This window comes from Brachybacterium sp., assembly GCF_052095815.1.
GTDB lineage: Bacteria > Actinomycetota > Actinomycetes > Actinomycetales > Dermabacteraceae > Brachybacterium.
This window is the reverse complement of record NZ_JBQDLF010000021.1, coordinates 38,779-61,007: the sequence shown is the minus strand read 5'-3', so window position 1 is coordinate 61,007 and position 22,229 is coordinate 38,779. Positions and strand designations below refer to the sequence as shown.

Genomic DNA, 22,229 nt, shown 5'->3' with positions numbered 1-22,229 from the left:
CAGGGGCCGTGACTTCGTGACACAGGGGCCGTGACACAGCAGGAGGGCCGACCCAATGGGTCGGCCCTCCTGCTGTGTCACGGTGCTTCCCGGCTGGTGCCGGGCGTCCTCAACGGCGATAGACGGACGGAGCGTCTTCGTCGGCCCGGTCGTCGCTGTCCTCGGCCCGACTGTCTCCATTGGCGGAGGCTGTCTCGCCTCTCTGAGACTGCAGCTCGCGCTGCAGTGCCGTGAGGTCCGTCGGCGGGCTGTAGTACTTGAGGTCCCGTGCCACCTTGGTGTGCTTGGCTTTCTGTCGGCCGCGACCCATGGATCTGACCCCCTGTGCATCGGCTGCCGGGTGCTCTTGTCGACCCGGAAGATGGCATTAGTTTCGTGGGCCCAGGGTACATGGTCGCCCTGTCGTCCGGCGAACCCCGAGGAGTGAGACGTGCCGGACATCCCTTCGGGGAATCAGGATGTGACCCAGAGGGCACGGCCGAACTCTGGATATTGGCACGACACTGGTCATAAGTTTGCTCGACTTCAGACATTACCCAGTAGTCTGGAGACCGGAGCGCACATCACCTGTCTATCAGGGCGCTGCCCGCTCCCCGATGCCCGCAGTGAAAGGTCGCACGCCCCATGAATGCATCCACGGAGCAACACCCCGCGGGCAATGAGGACACCGCGGAACTACTGACCCCCGCCGAGGTCGCCAAGATGTTCCACGTCGACCCCAAGACGGTCACCCGCTGGGCCCAGGCAGGAAAGCTCACCTACATGCGCACCCTCGGCGGCCATCGCCGCTACCGCCGCGATGAGGTCGTCGACCTGCTCCAGGACAGCACCAAGGACGAGTGAGCAGAGACCCGATCCTGGGGGAGGGGTACACAGCGCACCCGATCGACCTCGGAGCGGATGACGAAGGACCCCTGATCGCCACGCTGATCCATCGCGAGGCGACGGACACCCCACAGCCGGTCGGTGCAGAGGCAACGGGCGCGGCGAAGAAGCCGCCGATCCTGCTGATGCACGGATGGTCCGACTATGTGTTCGACCGTGATCTGATGGAGCACCTGGGACGCCACGGGCATGAAGTCTGGGGCGTGGACCTGCGCAAGCACGGACGCAGCCTGCTGCCCGGCCAGACCGCGACCGAGGTCGATCACCTCAACCGCTATGACCAGGAGATCGGGGCCGCGCTGCGGATCATCGGCCGCGACCGGCCGCCGGTGCTGCTGGCCCACTCCACCGGCGGGCTCATCGCGGCGCTCTGGGCGCAGCGCCATCCCGGCACGGTCGCGGGCCTCGCGCTGAACTCCCCATGGCTCGAGATGCATCTGGGGCCGGTGGCCCGATCCCTCGCGGAGGCACCGGTGAGACTGCTCGCGGAACGACTCCGGCGCCGTCCCCTCTTCCCCTCGGGGAGCCAGAACTACGCCCGGGCCACTCACCGCGACTTCGGCGGGGCCCATGACTACGACCTGGTGCTCAAACCACCCGGCGGGCACCGCCTGCCCGCAAACACCCTCGGCGCGATCATCGAGGGCCAGAGCCGCCTCGCCGCTGCCGGCCCGCTGTCCATCCCGGTGCTGGTGATGCACTCCGCGCGCAGCCGGATCGGTGCGCGGTTCGTCGAAGAGATGCGACGTGCCGATTCGGTGCTGGACGTCCGCACCCTCGCCCGCGCCGCCGCCCGCCTCGGCCCCGAGGTGCGGATCGAGGCGATCGACGGAGCCCGCCACGACGTCTTCCTCTCCGACGCGGATGCCCGGTCCAGGGCCACCACGATCCTGGACGAATGGCTGGATGCGCTCAGCGCTGGAGCCCCTACCATGAGTGCACTCGACGGTGCCTCCGACCTCGGCACCTCGGTGCCAGCACGTCCCGGGAAGGAGCTGACCGATGACCGCGGACCCGTGTGAGCTGCGAGGGCACGCAGCTGCCCTGCGCCGTGCCGCAGACCGCCTCACCATCCTGCGGCTGCGACTGGCCAACTCCCTGGTGGACGTCACCCTCTCCGTGGTCCCCGAGACCCGGGAGATCGGCGAGAAGCTCCACGAGCGCTGGACCCTGGACCAGTATCCGGAGCTGGGAAGGATCGCGAGCGGGATGCGGGCCAGCGCCAAGCAGCTGGACGGCGCCGCGGTGGCCGCCGAACGCAGCAGCGGGCGCCGGCTGGGAGGATACTCCGGCGCTGGATTCCTGGGCAGGGGCGATGAGGCGCATCGACATGTGCAGGATGTCGCTGCCTTCGTCGGCACCGAGCACGGTGCCAGCATCGGCGGCTTCCCCCTGCTGCCGAGCGCTGGCGAGGGCCTCCTCGCCCATCCGTCCCACACCCTCGGGATCGACACCCCCGACTACGACGAACCCGACGACGACGAGATGGGCTGAGTCCCGTCCCCGCACGTGATCGGACCCGGGTGCGGGCCCTGCCGACTTGCCCGGCGCTGCTGGCTCAGTGCTGCTGGTCGAGTACTGCCGCCTCAGCGCGCCGGTCGTCGATCGGGCGCGAAGCTCAGTGCCACCACGGCAGCGAGCGCCCCTCCCAACAGCGGGATGATCAGCATGGTCACCAGCAGCAGGAGCATCGCCGCCGCGGACTCGGCGGCACCCACCCCCAGGGCCACCAGCGCAGCGGCTCCGACCGCCTCGGACACGCCGGCACCGCCCGGGGTCAGGGGTACCAGGGAGAGCACCCTCCCGAGCGCGAAGATCGCCACCGTCAACGCCAGCGGCACGGTGGCCCCCACCGCCTCGAAGGCCGCCAGCAGCGCGATCCACTGCAGCAGCCGGGCGCCGATCGTGGGTGCCAGCAGCTGCAGCGGACGCCGCCGGAGCATCTGCACCAGGGCATCGCGCTGCATGAGGATCTCGCGTGCGAGGTGCTCGGGCAGCGTCTGCCCGAACTGGGCGAGGATCTTCGCCAGCACCGGCCGGCGCAGCAGCACTGAGGTGAGCGCGAGGGCGAGCACAGCGCCGAGAACCGCGACCAGCGCCGCCCACAGCGCACCGGGCAGCGCGATCCCCGTCGGCGCCAGCACCGAGCTCAGCGCATAGGCGCCAAGTCCCAGCAGCGGGATCAGCACCGAGGTGATCACCATCTCGACCAGTGACGCGGCGACGATGCCGGTGAAGATGAGCGGCAGCGCGAGCCCGGAGCGACGCAGGATCCAGCCCAGCACGCCCAGCCCCAGCACTGAGCCCCCCGGGATGGCCAGGGTGGTCGCCGACGAGGCGGCGTGCCCCAGCAGGGCGGGGCGCCAGCGTGACCCGGGCAGAGCGGCACGCACGGTGAGCGATTCCAGCACCAAAGCCCCGACTCCGAGCACCACCATGGCGGGCAGCGCCCACAGCGGCAAGGACGCGAGGGTCCCACCGATCTCCGCCCAGCTCGCACCGGTGGCCCAGGGGAGCGCCCAGCCGAGCAGCGCGATCACCAGCGCCCCGGAGAGGAATCCGGCGACGAGGCGCCCCGGGGTGAGGCGGGGCGGGCGTTCGGCGTCGAACTCGGAGAGCTCCTGGATGAGCCAGTCGGGCCCTCGCCGAGCGCGCGCGGCATCGTCCGCGCCGAGCGGCACGGTGGCAGGACCGGGGTCCGGAGAGTCGGGGGAGCCTGGGGAAGCCGCTGACATGCGGTGATTCTCGCACGCGGCGAGCAGAGTCCTCTCAGGGGAAGGATCTAACATGGTGTCATGTCCTTCCTGTTCTCCCTCCTTGTCGTGCTGCACCTGATCTGCTGGGCCGTGGCGCTCGGCACCTGGGTGGCAGCTGCCCGTACCCGCCAGCCGAACAAGGGCATGGCCCACGCCACGGCGGGTGCCGTCGTGATCGGCGTCCTGCTCGCCGCTCTGGTCTCGATCCCGGGCGCCCTCCCCGGCGACCCGAACCACATGAAGCTCGGGATCAAGCTGCTGATCGGTGTGGTCGCAGTGGTGCTCGCCTACATCGCGAACAAGAAGGGCCCCGAGACGCCCTCCGCGGTCTGGTTCGGCATTCCCGCCGCGATCGTCGCGAATGTGATCATCGCCGTCTTCGTCTGAGCCGTGACCGGCTGAAAGACACCGCCGGAGCGTGCTCACGCTCACCCTCTTCACCGATCAGTCCACAACGGGGCCCGGCAGCACACGCGCTGTCGGGCCCCGTGCCTATCCTGGAACCCTCATGAGCTCACTTTTCGACGACCTCTCGCTGCCCGATGCCTTCCGCCGACTGGATGGCGTGTCGGTGACCCCTGCCGCTTCCGCGACGAGGCGCGAGCAGGAGCGCGATCGCTCCGAGCAGCCGCCGCTGCCCGACGGCCCCCCGGAGGACGACGAACCGTTCTATGGCGAGGACGAACCGCCCTATGGCGAGGAGCCTCCCTTCGATTCGGCGCCGCCGGCGCAGGACCGCCCCGTACCCCAGCCCCCGGCGGATCTGGAGGAGGCCCCGCATCCCGCTGAGCGTGGATCGGAGAGCGGCGGCTGGAGGTCGCCTGCCGGCGCCGCAGCGGCGGGGCTCGCAGAACTGACCGACGGGCTGAACCCGGCCCAGCACAAGGCCGTCGAGCATCGCGGCAGCCCCCTGCTGATCGTCGCCGGTGCCGGCTCGGGCAAGACCCGCGTGCTCACCCGCAGGATCGCGCACCTGCTGCGCACCGGTGAGGCGATGCCCGGGGAGATCCTCGCGATCACCTTCACCAACAAGGCGGCGGCCGAGATGCGCGAACGCGTGGGAGAGCTGGTGGGTCCGGTGGCCCGCAGCATGTGGGTCGCCACCTTCCACAGCGCCTGCGTGCGCATCCTGCGTCGGGACGCCCAGGCGGCTGGGCTCAAGAGCTCCTTCACCATCTACGACAGCGCGGACTCGCTGCGGCTGATCACCACGATCGCCAAGGACCTGCAGCTGGACACCAAGAAGCACGCGCCCCGGGCACTGGCCTCGCGCATCTCGAGCCTGAAGAACGACCTGGTCGAGCCGGCGGACTTCGCCGCCCAGGCGGAGAGTGCGAAGAATCCCTTCGAGCGGACCCTGGCCCGGATCTTCACGAACTACACCGAGCGGCTGCGCCAGGCCAATGCCGTGGACTTCGATGACCTGATCGGGCTGACGGTGACCCTGCTGCGGGACAACCCGGCGATCCGGGAGGGCTATCGCCGGCGTTTCCGACACCTGCTGGTGGACGAGTACCAGGACACCAACACCGCCCAGTACCAGCTGGTGCGAGAGCTCGTGGGGGAGGACCCTCGCGCTGACCTCACCGTCGTGGGCGACTCGGACCAGTCGATCTACGCCTTCCGCGGTGCGACGATCCGCAACATCGTCGAGTTCGAGCAGGACTTCCCCTCAGCCCGCACCATCGTGCTCGAGCAGAACTACCGCTCCACCCAGAACATCCTGTCCGCGGCGAACTCCGTGATCGAGGAGAACGCCGGGCGGCGCAAGAAGAACCTGTGGACCGATCAGGGGCAGGGCGAGAAGATCACCCTCTACGTCGCCGACGACGAGCGGGAGGAGGCCCGGTACATCGGCCGCCAGATCGACGCCCTGGTGGACGACGGCCGCCGTGCCGGCGAGATCGCGATCTTCTACCGTGCCAACGCCCAGTCCCGGGCGCTCGAGGATCAGCTGATCCGGGTCGGGCTGCCCTATCGGGTGGTCGGTGGCACGCGCTTCTACGAGCGCCGTGAGATCAAGGACGCGATCGCCTACCTGCAGGTGCTCGCCAACCCGGCCGACGAGATCAACCTGCGCCGCATCCTCAACGTCCCCAAACGCGGCATCGGCGACCGGGCCGAAGCAACGATTGCGATGCTCGCCGAACGAGACCGGATCGGGTTCGGCGAGGCACTGCGCCGTGCCGAGGAGGCGCCCGGAATCGCCACGCGCTCGCTGAACGCCGTGCGCGTCTTCGTGGCGATGCTCGAGGATCTGCAGGAGATGGCCGAGGTCGGGCACGGCCCCGCCGCGCTGCTCGAGGCGATCCTGCAGCGCTCGGGCTATTACGCCGAGCTGCAGGGCAGCGATGATCCGCAGGACGAGTCCCGTCTGGAGAACCTCGCCGAGCTGATCAGCGTCGCCGCCGAGTTCGAGGCGCAGACCGAAGAGGCCGACGCGGTGGCCAGCGAGTACGAGGACGAGATGGCGGAGGCAGGCGACGCTCCGGCAGCGGTCGATGTGAGCTCCGCCACCGTCACCACCACCACCACCGCCACTGACGCCACCCCCGCAGCGGATGCTCCCGGCGCCGACGTCGCGCCCGATGCCGCACTGACTGCTCCGGATGATCCCGAGGCGAGCCTTGTGGACCGCTTCCTGGAGAAGGTCTCCCTGGTCGCCGATGCGGACCAGATCCCCGGGGAGGAGGACCAGTTCGTCACCTTGATGACCCTCCACACCGCCAAGGGCCTCGAGTTCCCGGTCGTCTTCCTCACCGGGATGGAGGACGGCACCTTCCCCCACAACCGCACGCTCGGCGACCCGGAGGAGCTCGAGGAGGAGCGGCGCCTCGCGTATGTGGGCATCACTCGCGCCCGAGAGAAGCTCTACCTGACCCGCGCGCAGATGCGCTCCACCTGGGGGCAGTCGCAGTTCATGCCCGCCAGTCGCTTCCTCGACGAGGTCCCTGAAGAGGTGCTCGACGTCGCCCGTGCGGGGTCCACCCTCAGCGGTGCCGGATTCGGCGGGAGCTACAGCGGCTCGGGCGGCTACGGCGGAGGCCGCAGCACCGGCTCCCAGCGCGGGCCCTCCTTCAGCGGCGGCATCGGCGGCGGGCGCAGCGACATCAAGCGGCCCAGCCTCGGTTCGGGCCGAACGGCGATCCCTGCGGAGAAGCTGCCGCAGCTCGTGGCAGGTGATCGGATCACCCATGACTCCTTCGGGATGGGGACGGTCACCGAGGTCGCCGGGCAGGGGGACAAGACCCAGATCGAGGTGCAGTTCAAGCCTCCGCACGGCACCAAGCGCCTGGTGCTGCGCTACGCCGCGGTCACCAAGCTCTGAGCACACCAAGCTCTGAGCACACCTGGACCGCGAGGCCCCGCTCTTGCGGGACTCGCGGGGCCGGGCTCTGGCGGGGTCGAGGGCCTGACTCCGGCGGAGCCCAGGGGCCTGGCTCGTGCGTGGCCCGTCGGACCGAACTCCGGCGCGGCCTGCTCAGCCGGGCTCAGGGAGCGAGGACCAGCTCCACCTCGATGCCCTCGGCGTCCTCGCCGTACCAGGCTGTGTGGTCCTGCCCGCCGGCGTGTGGGTAGCGCTCGGCGAACAGCTCGCGCCAGCCGTGCTCCGGGGCGGCGCTCCTGATCGCGTCGAGGACGGCACGGTCGGTCACCCGCAGGGCGAGATGGTTCATGCCCGGGGAGCGACGCTCCGAGCGCGTGCCGAGCACGTCCGGGGACTGCTCGAGCACCAGGTAGCCGCCATCTGCCGAGCGCCAGATGCGGCCCCGCTCCCAGCCCTCCAACCGTTCGGCCGCCCAGCCGAGGGTCGTCATCAGCCAGTGCCAGGCTGGCTCTGCGGCGGCGAGATCTGCGGTCCACAGCTCAAGATGATGGAGGCCTGAACGAGGCGGCGGTGAGGTCATGGGCTGACGGTACCCCCGCAGCGGACTCTCAGCCGGTCACCCGGATCAGTGCTCGCGCCCCGCGCTCCATCTCCACGAAGGAGTGGTTCACCGCGGTATAGGTGCCCGGCTCGTCGAAGACCAGCTCGACGAACCCGCCCTGCGCGGCAGCGAGGTCCAGCGCCTGCGACCCGCCACGGTTCTCGTTGTCCGGGCGCAGCAGATACTCACCCTCCTTGAACACGGTGTCGAACACCCCGCCCACCACATGGAAGGAGATCCCCCGCGACGGGCCGGCGGCGAGCACCCACAGGCGCACCCGTTCACCCACTCGAGCCTCGAGCGGGGCGTGGACGTACTGGTTGGCATGCCCGTTGAACACGGTGGCGTCCGGCTGCTCGGCTGCGATCTTCGCAGGGCTGACGGGATGGGCGCCCTCGTGCATCGCCGCGTCATATCCGGCGGCACCCTCGGGCACCAGGTAGTGCTCGGACTGGACCAGCACGTACTCGCGGTCCACCTCCGCCAGGACCGCTGGCGGGACGATCAGCGCCCCGACCATCCCGGCCGCCAGGTGGACGCTCATCGGCATGGTCGAGCAGTGATAGAGCCAGATCCCGGCATAGTCGGTGGTGATCGAGTATTCGAGGCTCTCGCCGGGCGGGATGGTGCGCATCGACTGGTCCGGGGAGATGCGTCCGGCGTGCAGGTCCAGCGAGTGCCCCATCGAGCCGTGGTTCACCAGATCGACGGTGAGCCGTGCCCCGAGCTCAGAGCGCAGCACCGGGCCGACCACCGTGCCGCCGAAGGTCATGGCGTCCATCCGCACCCCCGGGGCGATCTCGGCGTCGACCTCCGTGATCTCGAGGGGGAGGCGCTGCTGCGGTCCTGCGCTCGGCGGCAGGAGCGCCGGGCGGGGGCGGTGGGCGGTGCCCGGAGCGGCCTGCAGATCCAGGGGGATCCGAGCGAGCTCCTGCCCGGTCGCACCAGCGGAAGGATGCTCGGGCCCGGGTGCGGCGCCTGCTCCGCCGGCAGTGATCTGGAGGGTCATCCCCATCGCGCGGTGGCCGACGATCGAGCACCAGCCTTCCAGGTCGTGGCCGATCACCCCGGCATCCACCGTGGTGCTCTCCCCGGGCTGCAGCCGACCGGAGGAGACACCGCTGGCCAGCACGAGGTCGTGCACGTCATAGGGGTCGTCATTGCTCAGCTCGATCACCAGCGCGTTCCCGGCGGGCACGTCGAGAGTGGAGGGGGAGAAGCGCATCTCCGCCATGCTCACCGCGATGGTGGTGGTCGCTCCGGTGGGGGCGACCGCGCTGCCGACGCCGGCCCCGTGCAGAGCGCCGTGGTCGGGGACCGAACCCTGTGCACGGTCCAGCGAGGTGCCCAGCGCTGTCGCTCCCAGCACCGAACCGATCCCCAGCAGCGCACCGGTCAGCGCCCGACGGTCCATCCCCTCGGAGCGGGACGCCGAAGCGGCCGCTGCCCGGGGCGGGGCCGACGGGGAGGGCGTTGCCTCCGCGCTGGCGGGGGCCGGAGCGGAAGGCGATGCCGCTGCGTCGGCGGTGGCTGGAACGGAGGCCGGTGCCGCCGCGCTGACGGGAGTCGACGGGACCGGCAGGGCCGAGGCGGTCCCGGTCGCGGCGCCGGGCGCCGTGTCAGGGGCCCGGACCGGCATCGGCAGGCCGACGCCTCGATTCCGCACGCTCGCCCTGATGGCCATGACCATCAGCACCAGGAACGTGAACAGCACCGCGAAGCCCAGCAGCGAGAGCACCACCCGCGACAACGACCCGAAGTCCGCGACGTCGGCCGTTCCGAGCGTGAGCGCAGCGAACACCGCCCCAGAGGCGGAGGTCCCGATCCCGGACAGCACGAACAGTGCGACCGCGAGGTTGTAGGTGACGATGCGCAGCACCGCGAAGCGGCTCATCACCTCGAGCGCGGCCTTCGTGGACCGTGGGCCGCCGCGCATCGTCACAGGCAGCAGGTAGCTCATCGCGCCCAGCAGCACCTGCAGCAGGAAGCCGGTCACGAACGGAACAGTCAGCTGCTGGATATCCGCGGCGACCAGCGAGCTGGCGAGCTGCTCGTCGGCCGATCGCCACCACATCGCCAGCAGCCCCACCACGGTCACCGCGAACCAGATCACCCCGGATGCGATCGAGAGCACGGGGAACAGCGGCAGCGGCACGGTGCGCTCCTGGCGGGCGGCGCGGAGCGTCACCTGGATCAGGGTCACCGCGACCCAGGCGAAGGAGCCCAGGTAGGCGAGCAGGAAGGCGCAGCCGAGGAGCGTCGAGCCCAGCAGGGCGCCTGCGGTCGCACCGAGCACCGCCAGCAGCATGCCCAGCAGGCCGCCCGCTGACCGCCGAGCAGCGGCCAGCTCGATCCGGGTGCGCAGCACCGTGGGCCACAGCGTCAGCAGGGTGCCGGTGACCGTGATCCCCACGAAGCCCAGGATGTTCACCAGCTGGTGGGCGAGCAGCAGACGTCCCTGCCACGGCTCGCCCGGGCTGAACGCCATCACTGCGCCGAGCGTCGCACCCACCGGGATCAGGCAGGCCGCGCCGATGTACGCCTTGACGGTGAACTCGAAGCGAGGCGCCAGAGCCGCTCGGATCTGGGCACCGAGCGCCACGGCGTACCAGACCAGCGCAGCGGAGACCATCAGAGCCCCGAGCACCACCACCCAGGGCCAGGTCGGCAGCATGCCGAGGATCGTGACCAGCACCCCGGCGCTCAGCAGACGGATGCGGCTGAGCTGTCGGGGCCGGGACTCCTCACCCAGGCGGGTCTTCAGCAGCGCCTCGGTGAAATGCTGCCCCCACACCATGATCGAGGTGGTGATCAGCCCCAGGGTCACCATGTGCACCAGCAGCCAGCGTGACTGCGGTATCCATTGATGGGTCAGCACCACCACGACCAGCGCGACCATCCACAACGAGACGGGGCGGGACGCGCGGCGATGCCAGGAGCCACGGCCCGACGAGCCCTCCGGGCGGGGACGACCGCGGAGCGGGGTGGCGGCGTGGGGGAGGGACGGCTCAGGCATGACCACCTCGGGGGGAGGCTCCGGCCGGGACGACGTTCATCCGGTCGAGCCACGGGCAGGGACCTATCCAGAGTAGATCCGTGGGCCGCACTACGGCGGTGGCGAAGGTCCTGGGTCGGTCAGGCCCGCGACTCTGCGGAGCCGGCCGGTCAGGCCCGCGGCTCGGCGGCGGGCGGCTGCGCCTCCCGGGCGCGCTTCCACTGCGCATACACGCCACCGGCGAAGCTGACCACCACGATCACCGCGACGATGATCAGCACCGTGGTGAAAGGGATCGGGATCCCGGCCGCAGCGAGCACGCCCCAGATGATGAAGAGGGACAGCCCGATCAGCAGGGCGTCCCGCAGAGAACGCAGGATCCGGGGGCCGATGTTCGCAGCCGTCACGCGGCGGCTGGCCACCGTGTAGTAGGCGACGGCGTCGCTGCGGAGCCTGTCGCCGTCGACCCGTGGCCGTTCTGAGGTCGTGGTCCGCGGCGAGGAGTGCTCGTCGCGCCCTTCGTCGATCGCCTTCCCGGCGGCGCGGACGTAACCGCCCGCTCGGTCGGAAGCGCGCCGGGCGGCGTCGCGCGCCTCCGGGGCCTGCTTGCGGGCCGTATTTCGAGCGGCCTTCGCGTACGTCTTCCAATCGGCCATGGCGACTCTTCCTCTCAGCGGTTCTCGTCGCGATGCTCGCGCACCGGGTGGCGGTCGCGGTCACGAGGGTCCATGCGGCGCTGATCTCGCGCATCGTCCTCACGGAAGCGGATGTCTCCGCCTCCGCGGTTCTCCCGCTGCGGCCGGGGATGCTTCGCGCGGTAGTCGGTGTAGTAGGACAGGCCCACGTTCAGGGCCAGCGTGATGGCCACGGACAGGACGAAGCCCGCGAACGTGGAGCGCACCCCGACCAGCCGCAGCACGATGAACAGCACGCCGATCGCGATCACGCTGAAGCCGATGTGGTCCCGTACTCGCCGGACCAGGCCGCGGGGTCGTCGATTCATCCCGTCATCGTAGTCGCGCCGGCTGGACATGCACCCAGGACGAGGTCGGGTCTCGTGGGCGGTGCGGGGGCAGGGCGGGCGCGGGGAGCGCAGGACGGGCGCGGGGGAGCCCCGCCAGGTCGTGACCGCATCGAGTGAGACTCCACGCACACCATTGCCAGTGGTGCGATCACGGTCGGGGGAAGCGATACCCTGGCGATGTTCCCAGGGGTGGCATCGAGGCCAGTGCGGCCGGCCGCCCACTGCCGACATCGAGAGGAAACCCACCCCGTGGACCTGTATGAATACCAGGCCCGCGATCTCTTCGAGAAGCACGGCGTGCCCGTGCTCGGAGGAGTCGTCGCGGAGGATCCGGCGGCCGCCAAGGCCGGCGCAGAGAAGCTCGGCACCCCGGTCGTCGTCGTCAAGGCCCAGGTGAAGACCGGTGGCCGCGGCAAGGCCGGCGGCGTCAAGATCGCCAAGTCCCCCGAGGAGGCGGAGCAGCAGGCCTCCGAGATCCTCGGTATGGACATCAAGGGCCACACCGTGCACCGCGTCATGATCGCGGCCGGTGCCGACATCGCCGAGGAGTACTACTTCTCGCTGCTGCTGGACCGGGCCAACCGCAACTACCTGGCCATGTGTTCGGTCGAGGGCGGCATGGAGATCGAGCAGCTCGCCGTCGAGCGCCCCGAGGCCCTCGCCCGCGTGGCCGTCGACCCCAACGTCGGGATCGACGCGGCCAAGGCGAAGGAGATCGTCGAGGCCGCGAAGTTCAACGCCGAGACCGGCGCGAAGGTCGCCCCCGTGCTGGAGAAGCTCTGGGATGTCTACAAGAACGAGGACGCCACCCTCGTCGAGGTGAACCCGCTGGTGAAGACCGGCGCCGGTGACATCGTCGCCCTGGATGGCAAGATCACCCTCGACGACAACGCGGAGTTCCGCCACGAGGACCACGCCGCTCTCGTCGACGTCACCTCCGAGGACCCGCTGGAGACCAAGGCCAAGGCGCTGGATCTCAACTACGTCAAGCTCGACGGCGAGGTCGGCATCATCGGCAACGGCGCGGGCCTGGTCATGTCCACCCTCGACGTGGTCGCCTACGCCGGTGAGTCCCACGGCGTGAAGCCCGCGAACTTCCTGGACATCGGCGGCGGCGCCTCCGCCGAGGTGATGGCCAACGGCCTCGACGTGATCCTCGGCGACGAGCAGGTCTCCGCGGTGTTCGTCAACGTCTTCGGCGGCATCACCGCCTGCGACGCGGTCGCCAACGGCATCGTCGGCGCCCTGAAGAAGCTTGGCGATGCAGCCACCAAGCAGCTCGTCGTCCGCCTCGACGGCAACAACGTCGAGGAGGGTCGCAAGATCCTCGCCGACTTCGCCCATCCCCTCGTCACCCAGGCCGACACCATGGACGGCGGCGCCGCGAAGGTTGCCGAGCTCGCCGCCGCAGGAAAGTGAGCAGCACCCGACATGTCTATCTTTCTCGATGAGAACAGCAAGGTCATCGTCCAGGGCATGACGGGCTCGGAGGGCATGAAGCACTCCCAGCGCATGCTCGACTCCGGCACGAACATCGTCGGCGGCGTGAACCCCCGCAAGGCCGGCCAGTCCGTCACCTTCGAGGGCGGCGCCGAGGTGCCGGTCTTCGGGACCGTCGCCGAGGCCATGGAGGCCACCGGTGCGAACGTCTCGGTGGTCTTCGTGCCGCCGAAGTTCGCCAAGAGCGCCGCGATCGAGGCTATTGATGCCGCGATCGAGCTGCTGGTGATCATCACCGAGGGCATCCCGGTCAAGGACTCCGCCGAGTTCTTCAACTACTCGCAGGAGAAGGGCTCGACCCGCATCATCGGGCCGAACTGCCCGGGACTGATCAGCCCCGGCAAGTCCAACGCGGGCATCACCCCCTCGAACATCACCGGTGCGGGGAAGCTGGGCCTGGTCTCCAAGTCCGGCACCCTGACCTACCAGATGATGTACGAGCTGGCCGACATCGGCTTCACCACCGCCATCGGCATCGGCGGCGACCCGGTCATCGGCACCACCCACATCGATGCGCTCGAGGCGTTCGAGAACGATCCGGAGACCGCCGGCATCGTGATGATCGGTGAGATCGGTGGCGACGCCGAGGAGCGTGCGGCCGAGTACATCAAGGCGCACGTGACCAAGCCGGTCGTCGGCTACGTCGCGGGCTTCACCGCCCCCGAGGGCAAGACCATGGGCCATGCCGGCGCCATCGTCTCCGGCTCCGCGGGCACCGCGCAGGCCAAGAAGGAGGCTCTCGAGGCCGCCGGCGTCAAGGTGGGCAAGACCCCCACCGAGACCGCTGACCTGATGCGCGAGATCATGAAGGGCCTGGCCTGAGAGCCGACCCACGCGGCATCGACGGCTGAGTCCGTCCCACCGCGACGCCAGCGCCCCGGAACCCCTGCGGATCCGGGGCGCTGCGCATTCGAGGTCGATCGCGGAGGATCGCTCGCGGAGGATGATGAGAGGATCTCCTCCGTCCGGCGGAGGCGCCGTCCCGCAGGCTGCGGGAAGGATGTCCTCATGACTGCTCAGCTCCCGGCTCCGGCACCGCCATCGTCCGCTGTGACGCCTCCGCTCGCCGACCGCGCCCGCGCCGACCATCCGGCGGTGATCGGGGTGTTGAGCGGGATCTTCGTGACCGCCATCGTGGTGACCGCGCTCCGCAGCCCTCAAGGGGTCGTCGTCTCCGCCGATCCCGGCTACGTGCCGATGGCTGTGCCGCTGCTGCTGGTCCCCGCCGGGCTCGCGATCGTGCTCGCGCTGCTGCTGCCGGCGGGCAGCGGAGACAGCTCGGCCATCGTGCGCAGACAGCCTCGTGCTGCCACGGAGTCCGCCGGACTGATCGGGCTGGCAGCTGGCTTTCTGCTGCTGGTGCCGGTGCTCCCGCTGCCCGAGGACTACGTGCTGCTGAAGTTCGCGATGTTCCTGCTGATCCCGGGGCTCGTGCTCGGCGTGGGGAAGAGGCGCCGGGGCTCCAGCGTGCGGATCCCGCGGCCGCAGGTTCCGCGGTGGGTCCTGATCCTCCCGGTGCTCGTGCTCGGAGTGCTCTCGAGCATCGGCCCGTTCTCCCCGGGCATGCCGAGCTCCTGGCCGCCGCTGCCGATGCTGATCATCGCGGCGACCGCCACAGCGGTCACCGCCGGGATCGGCGAGGAGGTCCTCTTCCGCCGGCTGCTGCAGACCCGTCTGGAGGCGCTGGCCGGCCCCTGGACCGGAATCCTGGCGGCGTCCCTTCTGTTCGGCCTGATGCACATCTTCTCCCATGGCGACGGACCGCTATGGGTCAATGCCGCACAGGTGATCGCGCTGCAGGGGACTACGGGGATCGCGCTCGGCGTGATCTGGAGCCGCTGGCGGCGGCTGTGGCCATGTGTGCTCGCCCATATCCTCCTCAACGGCTTCGCTGTGCTCCTGCACCTGCTGAGCCTGCTCGGCTGAGGCGACCGACGCCAGTGGCGAAATCGCCGGTGGCCTCCCGGAGCGCCGACTAAGCTGGACCGCGCCAGTCGTACAGCTACTGAGGAGGGCCCGTGTCCGGAGATCTCATCGACACCACAGAGATGTATCTGAAGACGGTGTTCGAGCTCCACGAGGCCGGCATCGCGCCCATGCGGGCCCGTATCGCTGAGCGTCTCGGCCACTCCGGTCCCACGGTCTCCCAGACTGTCGCCCGCATGGAGCGGGACGGCCTGCTCCATCTCGATGACCAGCGGCGGATCCGGCTGACCGAGGAGGGCACCTCGGTGGCCACCGACGTGATGCGCAAGCATCGCCTCGCCGAGAGGCATCTGCTGGACGTGATCGGGCTGGACTATGCGCACGTCCATGAGGAGGCGTGCCGGTGGGAGCACGTGATGAGCCTCGAGGTCGAGAAGCGGCTCGCGCAGCAGATGACGCCGCCCTATGTGGATCCCTACGGCAATCCGATCCCAGGCCTCGCCGCCCTCGGGATCGACGAGACCCACACCACCTCGGCAGGTAAAGACCCCTCCAATCCCAGCCGTGAGCTGAGCGAGGCGGTCGCCGATGGCGAGACCCGCCAGGTGCGCCTCGAGCGGATCGGGGAGCGGGCCCAGAGCGACGTCGCGCTGCTCGGAGAACTCGCACGTCAGGGCATTCTTCCGGGGGCCCAGATGGCGGTGGAGAGAGTGGCTGGCAGCTTCGTGCTGCGGGGCCCTGGAGGGGGAGAGGTCGCCGTGGGCGACGTGGTGGCGGACCAGCTCCATGTGACGACGTAGACCGCCGGGTAAAGGCTCCGTCAAGCTCTCCCCAGAAGCTTCCTGTCACCCTGACGTAGGCGGGTCCGGGCACCTAGTCTCGAGGGCGTGCCAAGGCGACAAGGATCTCGGCACTCCCCCCGGAAGCCCCACGCGCACCGGAACGGGATGCAGGACGTCGGAGCTGCGCGAGGGTTTCACCCGGGGCTGGGAGCCACAACGTGTCGAAGACTGCGAACAACACTCACCGCCGCGCCATGCGCACGGTGACCCCCGTCTCCAGGGCGGGACGCGCCGGTGCCGGTGCAGCGATGGCCGCCGCCATGCTGTTCGGAGGAGCGGCCGCCGCGACCGCCGACCCGCAGGCCGACGCACCCCAGGCAGACGCCGCCCCCGCGCTGCTGAGCCCCGCCATCGCCCCCGTGGGCATCCCGGCCGTCGAGGTCGCGACCGCTGAGGCTGAGCCCGCGCTCGCCCCGGTCGCCGGCGCCATCTCCATCGAGGTGGGCCCCACCGAGGAGGAGATCGCTGCGGCAGAGGCCGCTGAGCGTGAAGCCGCTGAGCTCGAGGCCGCTGAGCAGTCCGAGCAGGAGGAGTCCACCGAGCAGGACGACTCCTCCAGCGAGGGCACCGAGACCCGTGGGGACGACACCTCCTCGCGCTCCGAGGAGCGCTCCAGCCGCGACGGCGGCTCCGAGCAGGAGGAGTCCCGCTCGTCCGATTCCAGCTCTTCCTCGTCCTCCTCGCAGGAGAAGTCCGAGGAGAAGTCCGCTCCGGCTCCCTCCGCAGCCAAGGGCGGCTCGGTCCTGGCCACCGCGCGCTCCGGCATCGGCACCCCCTACGTCTACGGCGGCACCTCCCCCTCCGGCTGGGACTGCTCCGGCTTCGTCCAGTGGGTCTACGCCCAGCACGGTGTCAGCCTGCCGCGCGGCGCCGGCGACCAGGCCGCTGCTGGCACCGTCATCTCCCGCTCCGAGGCGCGCCCCGGCGACCTGGTCTACAAGCCCGGTCACATCGGCATCTACGCCGGCGGCAACCAGTTCGTCGACGCCGGCAACAGCCGCGTGGACACCTCCGAGCGCAACATCTACTCCGGCAGCTGGACCTTCATCCGCGTCGGCTGAGCTCCCTCGCTGCAACGGCCCCGTACCACTTCGTGGTGCGGGGCCGCTCCCATTCTCGAGGCACCCGGGACCGGTACCGTAGGCATGTGTCCTCCGCCCGTGATCTCCTCGCCGTCGTCCTGCTGATCCTCGCCGTCGTGCTCGGCGCGCTGTGGGCGCCGGCCACCTGGCTCCACCACAACGTGGTCGAGCGCGAGGGATTCCTCGCCATCACCGACCCGCTCGCCGAGGATCCCGGCTTCCAGCGCACCCTGAGCGACAGCGCTGTCGAGATGCTGCTGGGCGACGACCGGATCCCGGGATGGATCGAGGAGAGCCTGACGCCGCTGGCCGAGGAACAGGCCGCGGCGCTCACCGGAACCGGCGTGTACGCCACGATGTGGAAAGCCACCATGGTCGAGCTGCACGGGGCGCTCTTCTCCCCGGGCGCCTCGGACCTGGACGTCGACCTCGGCCCGGTGATCGACCGGATCCTCACCCCGGTGGAGGAGAAGCTGCCGATCGAGATCCCGCGACCTGAGGATGCGACCATCACCCTGGCCAGCATCCCCGACATCCCGCTGCTGACCCGAGTCTCCGCCGTGACCCCGTGGGCGTACTGGGCGGGGCCGGCGGCGCTCGTGCTGCTCGCCCTGGCCCTGCTGATCGCCTCTCACCGCCGCGCCATGCTGATCATGGCCGGTCTCGGCGGGATCCTGGCGGGGGCCGGCGTGTGGTGGCTCGGCGAGCAGGTGCAGGCCGTGGTGCCCGACTCGATCGATCAGGCACCCTTCGTCGGCCCGATCGTCCAGGTCTTCGAGGGCCACTTCCAGACGGCGATGATGCCGCAGGGAGTGATCATGCTCGGAGCCGGCGCCCTGGTGACCGCGATCGGCCTCGTGCTGGTGGGCCTGCGCCGTCGCAGCTGAACCGCGGGTCGGGCTCGGGGATCAGATCGGCCCCTGGGATCGGGTCCGACTTCCACCAGGTCCGGGGATCGGGCTCTGGGGGAGAGGCCCTCGGGGGAGAGCTCCTCGCCTCCTGACTCAGAGCATCCCGAGTCGCTCGAAGGCGGTGATGATGCCGTGCTCCATCGGTCCTGGCACCGTATTGCCACCGGCGGCGTCCAGGACCGGCGCGGGGGCGCCGTCGATCGCGATGGCGGTCCCGGCCACCTGCAGCATGCCCAGATCGTTCATCCCGTCTCCGATACCGACCGTCGAGGCAAGAGCCATGCCCAGGTGGTCGGCGACCCTCCGCACTCCGTCGGCCTTGTCGATCGAGACCAGATGCAGCTCCCCGGAGCTGACGTCCTCCGTCATCGAGTTGGGCAGTGCGCCCACCTCGGGCCCGATCTCCGCGGCCAGCTGCTCGATCTTCACCGGCGAACCCCACAGGGAGATCTTCGCGAAGGAGGCGGAGGCGAGGTCCTCGGGCATGTGTATCGCGTCGATCAGGTCCTGCAGACCGTTGCCCACGCCGCCCTGCGGCAGCTGCGGGCGCACCCGGGCACGCAGCTCGTGCGCGGAACGTGGCGTGCACAGCAGGGCCTCCGGGGTCTCCAGCGTGAACGGGATGTCGTGGCGCTGCAGCACGTGGACCGCGCGCCGCCCCAGCGCCTCGGGGAAGCGCTCATCGCGCAGCACCCGGCCGCCGACGCTGATCCAGCCACCGGCGGAGGCCACCACGCCGTCGAAGAGGGCAGCCACCTCCGAGGCGACGATGGAGTCGGGCCGGCCGGTGCACAGCAGGATCACGTGCCCGTTCGCCCGTGCCTGGCGGACGGCGTCAGCGTGCGACCGCGGAGCCACCCCCCGATGGGCGAACGTGCCGTCGAAATCGATGAATACGCAGCGGCGATCTGCCACGGATGCTCCTTCTTCCCTGGTGGTCTCGGTTCTCTCAGCCTAGGTGAGCACGCTGGGCGCGGCGGCCATCAGGTCCGGGATGTCACCTCTGAGCTGGGAGAGTCACCGCTGAGCGCCCGTGGGGCCTCAGTTCCGTGCACCGGCGAGGCCACAACGCTGTGTTCCCAGGGGCCCTCAGCGCCGACGGTGCAGGCTCGCCCGCACCGAGACGGTGACCTCGCGGGTGCCGGTCAGCAGCAGCCTCAGCTGTTCCTCGTCGACGTGCCGCGCGCTCGGCGTCATGGCCACCAGATCCCGGGCGATAGCGGCGTCGAGGGACACCTCGAAGCGCACAGGGACGGTCCGGACGGTGCTGAACAGCGGATCCAGAGCCTCATGCAGGCGTTCCTCCTTGCGGGGGTCCACCCCGACCATGCCCGGGACCTGCGCGCGCAGCTGGGAGAGGTGATCGGCGTCGGGCCGCACGACCAGGAGGTGGCCGCCAGGCTCCAGCACCCGCGCGAACTGCGCCGGATTGCGGGGCGCGAACACATCGAGCACCAGGTCTGCGGCGGCATCCTTCAGGGGGAAGCGGGTGAACACGTCCCAGCTCGCCGCCGCGGCCCGCGGATGGGCACGGGCGGCGAAGCGGAGCGCCCGCACCGAGGTGTCCACGCACAGACCCTGCGCTGCGGGGAGCTGCTCGAGCAGCCCCGCCAGGTAGTAGCCGGTGCCTCCGCCGATGTCGAGGATCCTGCGGGCGGAGCTCGGTGCGAGATCGGCGATCACGTCCCGCAGCGGGCCGTAGGCGCCGGTGGCCAGGAAGCTGTCCCGTGCCCGGGCCATATCGTCGTCATCGCCGCTGGTGGCTGGTGCCCCGGTGAGCAGCGAGACGTAGCCGGCACGCGCGACGTCGAAGGAATGGCGTTCGGTGCAGCGCAGCGTGCGGTCCGCGATCTCCAGCGGGCGGTGACAGCGCGGGCAGGCCAGGCTCTCGAGCCAGGAGGCGAGGGGCGCGGGGAGGGGGCGGGACACGAGGACCAGGGTACGTCCGGCCGGGAGGCTGCTGCTCAGGCGCCGACGTACTGCTTCAGATGCTTCCCGGTGAGGGTCGAGGCGTCGGCGACCAGCGCGGCGGGGGAGCCCTCGAAGACGATCCGCCCGCCCTCCTGGCCGGCTCCGGGCCCCAGATCGATGAGGTGGTCGGCATGGGCCATCACCGCCTGGTGATGCTCGATGACGATCACCGATTTGCCCGAGTCGACCAGGCGGTCCAGCAGGGTGAGCAGCTGGTCCACATCGGCCAGGTGCAGGCCGGTGGTCGGTTCGTCGAGCACGTAGATCCCGCCCTTGTCGCCCATATGGGTGGCGAGCTTGAGACGCTGGCGCTCACCGCCCGAGAGCGTCGTCAGCGGCTGGCCGATGGTGAGATAGCCGAGGCCCACCTCGTCCAGGTGGCCCAGCAGCTTCGCCGCGGCCGGAACCTTCGTCTCGGGGCCGGAGAACAGCTCCCGGGCCTGCGCCACGGAGAGGGCGAGCACCTCGGAGATGTCCTTCCCGCCGAAGCGATACTCGAGCACGTCGGTGCGGAACCGTCTGCCCTCGCATTCCTCGCACGGGGTCGCGACGGTCTCCATGAAGCCGAGCTCGGTGTAGATCACCCCGGCGCCCTTGCAGACGGGGCAGGCACCCTCGGAGTTGTTCGAGAACAAGGCGGGCTTCACCCCGTTCGCCTTCGCGAACGCCTTCCGGATCGGCTCCAGCAGCCCCGTGTAGGTCGCCGGGTTCGAGCGCCGGGAGCCGCGGATCGCGGTCTGGTCCACCACGACCACGCCGGCGCCCTTCGGCAACGAGCCGTGCACCAGCGAGCTCTTGCCCGAACCGGCGACCCCGGTGATCACGGTGAGCACCCCGAGCGGGATGTCCACATCCACGGAGCGCAGATTGTGCTGGTCCGCGCCGCGGATCTCGAGCACGCCGGAGCGGGTGCGGATCTCCTCCTTGAGGGAGACCTTCCGGTCCAGGTGCGTGCCGGTCAGGGTCCCTGAGGCGCGCAGCCCGGCCAGATCCCCTTCGTACTGCACGACGCCGCCCTCGGCACCTGCGCGCGGGCCGAGGTCGATCACGTGGTCGGCGATCGCGATGGCCTCGGGCTTGTGCTCGACCACCAGCACCGTGTTGCCCTTGTCCCGCAGATCCACCAGCAGCGAGTCCATGGTCGAGATGTCATGGGGGTGCAGCCCGATCGTCGGCTCGTCGAACACATAGGTGACGTCGGTGAGCGCCGAACCGAGGTGACGGATCATCCTGGTGCGCTGCGATTCACCACCCGAGAGGGTGCCCGAGGGACGGTCCAGGGAGAGATAGCCGAGGCCGATCTTCACGAAGGCGTCCAGCAGCGCGGACAGGTTCGTCAGCAGCGGGGCGACGCTCTCGCTGCCGTGCTGCGCCTGGAGCGTGGAGACCCAGGCGGCGAGGTCGGTGATCTGCAGGGCGGTCGCCTCAGCGATCGAGACTCCGTCGATCCGCGAGCTGCGGGCGTGCTCGGCCAGGCGCGTCCCCTCGCAGTCCGGGCAGACGATGAAGGTGACCGCCCGGTCCACGAAGGCGCGGATATGGGGCTGCATCGAGTCGCGGTCCTTGGACAGCATCGACTTCTGGATCTTCGGGATCAGGCCCTCGTAGGTCATGTTCGCCCCGTCGAGCTTGACCTTGGTGGGCTCCTTGTACAGGAAGTCGTGGAGCTGCCGCGTGGTGAAAGACCTGATCGGCTTGTCTGCGGGGAAGAAGCCGGAGGAGGCGAACAGCTTCTCGTACCAGCCGCCGGCGGAGTATCCGGGCACCAGGAACGGACCCTCCTGGAGCGACTTGTCCTCGTCGTACAGCTCGGTGAGATCGAGGTCGGTCACCTGCCCCATGCCCTCGCAGCGCGGGCACATCCCACCCACCCGGGAGAAGGTGGTCTTCTCCGCGATGGTCTTGGCACCCTTCTGCACCGTCAGCGCCCCGGCGGCGCTCACGCTGGGGACGTTGAAGGAGTACGCGCCGGGGCCGCCCACGTGGGGCTGCGCGAGCTTGGAGAACAGGGTGCGCAGGTAGGCGTTCGCATCGGTGACGGTGCCGACGGTCGAGCGCACGTTCGCGCCCATCCGCTCCTGGTCGACGATGATCGCGGTGGTCAATCCCTGCAGAGAGTCGACATCGGGCCGGGCCAGCTGCGGCATGAAACCCTGCACGAAGGAGCTGTAGGTCTCGTTGATCATCCGCTGCGACTCGGCGGCGATGGTGCCGAACACGAGTGAGCTCTTGCCCGATCCCGAGACGCCGGTGAAGACGGTCAGGCGGCGTTTGGGGATGTCGAGGGAGATGTTGCGGAGGTTGTTCGCCCGGGCGCCGCGCACTCGGATCAGATCGTGGGCATCGGCCGGGTGGTGGGAAGCAGACATCGAGCAGGCTCCTCGGGGCGCATCGGAGCGCGGACCATC

20 protein-coding genes are annotated in these 22,229 nt (G+C 70.0%); 11 read left to right on the top strand and 9 right to left on the bottom strand.

Annotation, left to right across the window (positions count from 1 at the left end; genetic code table 11):
- Positions 1–109: 109 nt before the first annotated feature.
- Entirely contained in the window at positions 110–310 is a 201-nt protein-coding gene (locus tag ACTH43_RS10075) for a DUF3073 domain-containing protein (RefSeq protein ID WP_441444769.1), read from the bottom strand.
- Positions 311–624: 314 nt separating this feature from the next.
- Here ACTH43_RS10075 and ACTH43_RS10070 point away from each other — a divergent pair, with 314 nt between their 5' ends.
- The 3 genes from ACTH43_RS10070 to ACTH43_RS10060 are packed head-to-tail and all read left to right on the top strand — an operon-like array spanning position 625 to position 2,379.
- The gene (locus ACTH43_RS10070; RefSeq protein WP_441444768.1) at positions 625–843 is read left to right on the top strand and encodes a BldC family transcriptional regulator; all 219 of its coding nucleotides are present in this window, start codon (positions 625–627) and stop codon (positions 841–843) included.
- Positions 840–1,907, top strand: coding sequence for an alpha/beta hydrolase (locus ACTH43_RS10065; RefSeq protein WP_441444767.1), 1,068 nt, complete (start codon positions 840–842; stop codon positions 1,905–1,907). The genes ACTH43_RS10070 and ACTH43_RS10065 overlap by 4 nt, the downstream gene beginning before the upstream one ends.
- The gene (locus ACTH43_RS10060; protein WP_441444766.1) at positions 1,888–2,379 is read left to right on the top strand and encodes a hypothetical protein; all 492 of its coding nucleotides are present in this window, start codon (positions 1,888–1,890) and stop codon (positions 2,377–2,379) included. The genes ACTH43_RS10065 and ACTH43_RS10060 overlap by 20 nt, the downstream gene beginning before the upstream one ends.
- A gap of 92 nt (positions 2,380–2,471) precedes the next feature.
- Here ACTH43_RS10060 and ACTH43_RS10055 read toward each other — a convergent pair whose 3' ends face one another.
- Positions 2,472–3,620: a lysylphosphatidylglycerol synthase transmembrane domain-containing protein gene (locus ACTH43_RS10055; RefSeq protein WP_441444765.1), complete on the bottom strand. Its 1,149-nt coding sequence runs from the start codon at positions 3,618–3,620 to the stop codon at positions 2,472–2,474.
- Positions 3,621–3,680: 60 nt separating this feature from the next.
- Between ACTH43_RS10055 and ACTH43_RS10050 the strand changes: the two genes are divergently transcribed.
- Entirely contained in the window at positions 3,681–4,028 is a 348-nt protein-coding gene (locus ACTH43_RS10050; RefSeq protein ID WP_441444764.1) for a hypothetical protein, read from the top strand.
- Between the two features lie 121 nt (positions 4,029–4,149).
- Positions 4,150–6,969, top strand: a complete 2,820-nt coding sequence (locus tag ACTH43_RS10045) for a UvrD-helicase domain-containing protein (protein ID WP_441444763.1) — start codon at positions 4,150–4,152, stop codon at positions 6,967–6,969.
- Between the two features lie 163 nt (positions 6,970–7,132).
- Here ACTH43_RS10045 and ACTH43_RS10040 read toward each other — a convergent pair whose 3' ends face one another.
- From ACTH43_RS10040 to ACTH43_RS10025, 4 genes are all read right to left on the bottom strand, one after another.
- Positions 7,133–7,549 (bottom strand): VOC family protein, encoded by a 417-nt coding sequence (locus ACTH43_RS10040; protein WP_441444762.1) that lies wholly within the window; start codon positions 7,547–7,549, stop codon positions 7,133–7,135.
- Between the two features lie 28 nt (positions 7,550–7,577).
- On the bottom strand, positions 7,578–10,586 hold the full coding sequence (locus ACTH43_RS10035; protein ID WP_441444761.1) for a multicopper oxidase domain-containing protein: 3,009 nt from the start codon (positions 10,584–10,586) through the stop codon (positions 7,578–7,580).
- A 149-nt stretch (positions 10,587–10,735) separates the two neighbouring features.
- A complete protein-coding gene (locus tag ACTH43_RS10030; RefSeq protein ID WP_441444760.1) occupies positions 10,736–11,221 on the bottom strand; it encodes a hypothetical protein in 486 nt (161 codons plus the stop codon).
- Positions 11,222–11,235: 14 nt separating this feature from the next.
- On the bottom strand, positions 11,236–11,568 hold the full coding sequence (locus tag ACTH43_RS10025; RefSeq protein WP_441444759.1) for a hypothetical protein: 333 nt from the start codon (positions 11,566–11,568) through the stop codon (positions 11,236–11,238).
- A 270-nt stretch (positions 11,569–11,838) separates the two neighbouring features.
- On the opposite strand from ACTH43_RS10025, the gene sucC reads away from it, so the two are divergent.
- The 6 genes from sucC to ACTH43_RS09995 all read left to right on the top strand — a co-directional run bounded on the left by sucC (position 11,839) and on the right by ACTH43_RS09995 (position 17,826).
- Positions 11,839–13,008, top strand: a complete 1,170-nt coding sequence (gene sucC, locus ACTH43_RS10020) for an ADP-forming succinate--CoA ligase subunit beta (protein WP_441444758.1) — start codon at positions 11,839–11,841, stop codon at positions 13,006–13,008.
- 12 nt (positions 13,009–13,020) lie between these two features.
- A complete protein-coding gene (gene sucD / locus ACTH43_RS10015) occupies positions 13,021–13,911 on the top strand; it encodes a succinate--CoA ligase subunit alpha (RefSeq protein ID WP_441444757.1) in 891 nt (296 codons plus the stop codon).
- Positions 13,912–14,097: 186 nt separating this feature from the next.
- Entirely contained in the window at positions 14,098–15,015 is a 918-nt protein-coding gene (locus ACTH43_RS10010; protein ID WP_441444756.1) for a CPBP family intramembrane glutamic endopeptidase, read from the top strand.
- Between the two features lie 92 nt (positions 15,016–15,107).
- Positions 15,108–15,815, top strand: coding sequence for a metal-dependent transcriptional regulator (locus tag ACTH43_RS10005; RefSeq protein ID WP_441444755.1), 708 nt, complete (start codon positions 15,108–15,110; stop codon positions 15,813–15,815).
- Between the two features lie 200 nt (positions 15,816–16,015).
- Complete coding sequence (locus ACTH43_RS10000) at positions 16,016–16,918, top strand: C40 family peptidase (RefSeq protein ID WP_441444754.1); 903 nt, start codon at positions 16,016–16,018, stop codon at positions 16,916–16,918.
- A gap of 86 nt (positions 16,919–17,004) precedes the next feature.
- Positions 17,005–17,826, top strand: a complete 822-nt coding sequence (locus tag ACTH43_RS09995) for a hypothetical protein (RefSeq protein ID WP_441444753.1) — start codon at positions 17,005–17,007, stop codon at positions 17,824–17,826.
- A gap of 117 nt (positions 17,827–17,943) precedes the next feature.
- Here ACTH43_RS09995 and ACTH43_RS09990 read toward each other — a convergent pair whose 3' ends face one another.
- From ACTH43_RS09990 to ACTH43_RS09980, 3 genes are all read right to left on the bottom strand, one after another.
- Positions 17,944–18,765 carry an HAD hydrolase family protein gene (locus ACTH43_RS09990; protein WP_441444752.1) on the bottom strand — a complete coding sequence of 274 codons (822 nt, stop codon included), beginning with the start codon at positions 18,763–18,765 and terminating at the stop codon, positions 17,944–17,946.
- 174 nt (positions 18,766–18,939) lie between these two features.
- Positions 18,940–19,779 carry a putative RNA methyltransferase gene (locus ACTH43_RS09985; protein WP_441444751.1) on the bottom strand — a complete coding sequence of 280 codons (840 nt, stop codon included), beginning with the start codon at positions 19,777–19,779 and terminating at the stop codon, positions 18,940–18,942.
- Between the two features lie 35 nt (positions 19,780–19,814).
- The gene (locus ACTH43_RS09980; protein WP_441444750.1) at positions 19,815–22,190 is read right to left on the bottom strand and encodes an ATP-binding cassette domain-containing protein; all 2,376 of its coding nucleotides are present in this window, start codon (positions 22,188–22,190) and stop codon (positions 19,815–19,817) included.
- Positions 22,191–22,229: the final 39 nt, after the last annotated feature.